This window comes from Bacteroidales bacterium (assembly GCA_018334875.1).
Taxonomy (GTDB): domain Bacteria; phylum Bacteroidota; class Bacteroidia; order Bacteroidales; family UBA12077; genus JAGXLC01.
In genome coordinates, this window is sequence record JAGXLC010000204.1 from 1 (window position 1) to 3,319 (window position 3,319).

Annotated in this window: 4 protein-coding genes; all 4 read right to left on the reverse strand. The window is 42.3% G+C overall.

What is annotated here, in order from left to right; translation table 11 throughout:
* Positions 1-275: 275 nt before the first annotated feature.
* Positions 276-1,658 (reverse strand): sulfatase, encoded by a 1,383-nt coding sequence (locus KGY70_14235; protein ID MBS3776349.1) that lies wholly within the window; start codon positions 1,656-1,658, stop codon positions 276-278.
* Positions 1,659-1,884: 226 nt separating this feature from the next.
* Positions 1,885-2,223 (reverse strand): hypothetical protein, encoded by a 339-nt coding sequence (locus tag KGY70_14240; GenBank protein MBS3776350.1) that lies wholly within the window; start codon positions 2,221-2,223, stop codon positions 1,885-1,887.
* Between the two features lie 294 nt (positions 2,224-2,517).
* A complete protein-coding gene (locus tag KGY70_14245) occupies positions 2,518-2,883 on the reverse strand; it encodes a hypothetical protein (GenBank protein ID MBS3776351.1) in 366 nt (121 codons plus the stop codon).
* The coding region (locus KGY70_14250) for a PKD domain-containing protein (GenBank protein ID MBS3776352.1) at positions 2,861-3,319 on the reverse strand (459 nt) is incomplete at its 5' end. The genes KGY70_14245 and KGY70_14250, both read right to left, overlap by 23 nt.

A 3,319-nucleotide genomic window follows, 5' to 3' on the forward strand; every position in this document is an offset into this window, starting at 1 on the left:
ATCTACCTTCTTTTACCAACGGAATCTTTGCTTTGGACATTTGCTTCAGGTAAAAATGGAGCTGGCTTGCTGCTCTTTTGTTCAGTGAATCGGCTTCGTTGCTGTAGATGATTTTATAACCCTTTAGTACCTTACCGGTCAAATTCTTGCATTTTTTGGCAAAACTTGCCCGGTAAGGTACCGTTTATTGTTAATTCGTGAATTTTTGCATCCGGATAGCGCAAGAATGGTTATAATCAAAAAGAAACCTGCTTTTTTCGTCGGTTTTTAAGCTTTTACTCCGGTACGGCTTTGCTCCACCATTCCCTGATCTGTTCTTTCAGATGGTTTACTTTTTCCGGTTTTGATCCCGCCAGGTTATTGGTTTCATCCGGGTCTTCGATTACATGATATAATTCAGGCTGAGTCCCTGTGCCGTTCCTTCCGGAAGGCATGATCAGCTTCCATTCGCCTTCCAATACATACGAGTATTTAAGGCTGGATATGGGGTTGTCTATATCGACGGCATCATGTGTATAAGCAGCCCCAAATACGGTATTCCGATTTTTCAGAGCTTTTTTATTAAGCAGACTGATCCCCTGCATCTCATCTGTTTTACTGAGTCCGCAGGCTTGCAGGATTGTTGGTGCCAGATCGATGCTGCTTACCGGGGTGGTTTTATCCATTTCCGGCTTGGTATGGCCCGGCCATTTTACCATAATGGGAGTCCTTATACCACCTTCGTAAGGAGTTCGTTTGGATCTCTCGTCATAACCACTTTTCTCCGGATCCTGAATCCATCCATTGTCGCATACATAGATTATCATTGTGTTGTCGGCAATTCCCTTTTTTTCGAGGTGATCCAAAAGCGTTCCGCAGGTTTCGTCGAACCATTCGCAGTTGGCCCAGTATTTGGCAATAGGCAGTGAATCTGTTTCCTTGCGGTATTTGTTTAACAGGCGGTCCGGCGGATTATGCGGCCGATGGGGCAGGAAAGGGGCGTACCAGATAAAGAAAGGATGTTTTTCCCTGTTGTCAATAAAATCATAAATGGGTTCCATGGTTTCCCTTCCGATGTCCAGGCCTTCATCGCCATGCCTGCCACCCCGGTCCATGTCTCCATGGGTCATTCCATGGGTAAATCCTCCACGGCGGTAGTTGCCCAGCCACCATTTGCCTGTTTGCAGACTCAAATAATCGAGTTTTTTCAATTTTTCCGGTATGGTGGGATGCGGGTCCACATTGGAGATCATCTGTTCCCTCAATTTCCGGCGCTTTTTTGGCCATCCTTTGGGATTCCATCCTGTATCTTCCCCGACAACAGGGGGATCGTTGCTGGTATATCCATGCTGATGGGCATACAGTCCGGTAACCATCGATGACAGGGAAGGACCACACAGGGGTTCGGAAACATAGCCTCGTATATATACCTGACTTTCCGAGGCCAATTTATCCAGGTTAGGCGTTTCTATTGCTTTATGGCCCATAAAGCCGTAATCTCCCCATGCCTGGTCATCAGAAATGATCAAAACGATGTTCGGCAGGGTTTGTTGGTTTTTTGCACACTTGTTCAGGAGGAGCATCCCTCCTGTACCGGCCAGTATTTTGTAGATGAAATCCCTGCGGCCGAGGTATCTGCCCGGTGAATTGTTGTTTTTATTGGAGTAATCCGAATGCATTGGGAATTGTTTTATTAATTAAATGAGATACAAAAAACAAAAATTATCGGAGAAATCCAAACATCGTTTTCTTTTTGTTAGCCTTTTTAACCCGGATTATTCAAGAATAATCATCCCATCCTCCATCTTTGCGCTTCTACACATTCTTGCTCATGTTATAGGTACTTAGGGCTGCAACAGTTATTTCTTTTCAGTCAACGCCTTTGGATCCCATTATCCATTTCAGTTACAGGGTTCCTTCATCTATTCTTTTTTCCAAAAGCGTTCTGCCGTAAATTGCCAATTCTGGGATTTCTGCTTTCAGCTCTTCCAACAGACTTAACAGGCTTGTAGGTGTGAATGCATCGTCTATTCTAAAGCCATCTTCCAGATCAGTAATACATTGGTTGACAAAACCCTCAAATTCTTCGGTATAATCTACACCAAAAAACAAACCATGATCGTTGCTATACTCAAATTCAGCCACCAATTGGCCTCCACAGGTTACTTCTATGTATTCACCGGTCGAAAACCTTTCGAATTTATTATTTTGGCTTTCAGTGTTTTTTGATTGTTTTGATTCCATAACCCAAATTTTTGGTTCAAAGGTAATGATGAAGCGCCTGACTCATGAAATCGCTCGTCAAACCGGAGTATGTATTCATCAAAGAATGACAAAGTCTGGCATAAATCATGGAGCTCAAAGTTCAAAAGGGGCCCACACCAGTAGCCTTAATATGCAGCCTTTTTTCCGGTACGCGAAACCGTTCAGGAACCGGTTTAATATATTGCCAAAAAAAAGCAAGAATTTGACCGGTAAGGTAACCAATTCATGCCTGTATTTGATCTGCCTTGCTTGGAATCGTGTCGATTTTAGGGGTTAATATCCGTAGGTTAGCCCAAAAGAAAGAATATGAAGATAGAAAGAGGTATCTCCCAAACTCTTTTCAAACATATATGAAATACCCAGTTCAAGGTTGTTGATCAGTGCAAAATCAGTACCTATTGTGAAGCGATTTTTATCAACTACCGGAAATGGTTTTTGATAGAGTGGCACATAGTATTTAAAGGCAAAATATGGATTCGGCTTCCAGTTAGTTATATGATACGTGGCGGTTATTTCATTTTGGAAATATGTTTTAGGATTTTGATAGGAAAGCGCTCTTGAAGTAGCATAATCAGAAAGGAATTTTAGGTTATAGTTAAAAGCTGTGTTGATTAAATCAATCTCTATCTTCCGGTTCAACTAAAATACAATCCCCTTTTGTCTTTGTATCTTCGCCATATTCATTTGATACTGTCAGTTCCACCGTATAAATCCCTTCTCTGGAATAAGTATGGGATGGGTTTTCTTCCCTGCTGGTATATCCATCGCCAAAATCCCAGCTCCAACTGTCGGGGTTACCATCTGAATTATCGGTAAATTGAACAGCAGTTCCGGGTGGTATTTTTGTTTTATCTACGCTGAAATTTGCTCTGGGAGCACTCCCTACATCAATATAATTCGTTTTCGTTTCTGTATCTTCACCATATTCATTGGATACAGTCAGTTCTACGGTATAACTCGCTTCTGAAAAATAGGTATGAAAGGGATTTTCCTCATTACTGGTGTTTCCATCGCCAAAATCCCAGTTCCAACTGCAGGGATTACCCTCCGAGTCATCAAGGAAATGCACATTAGT

Bases quoted from the DNA above. Each gene is read 5' to 3' on its own strand.
- KGY70_14240 (MBS3776350.1), bottom strand. From the start codon at position 2,223: ATGGAATCAAAACAATCAAAAAACACTGAAAGCCAAAATAATAAATTC.
- KGY70_14235 (MBS3776349.1), bottom strand. From the start codon at position 1,658: ATGCATTCGGATTACTCCAATAAAAACAACAATTCACCGGGCAGATAC.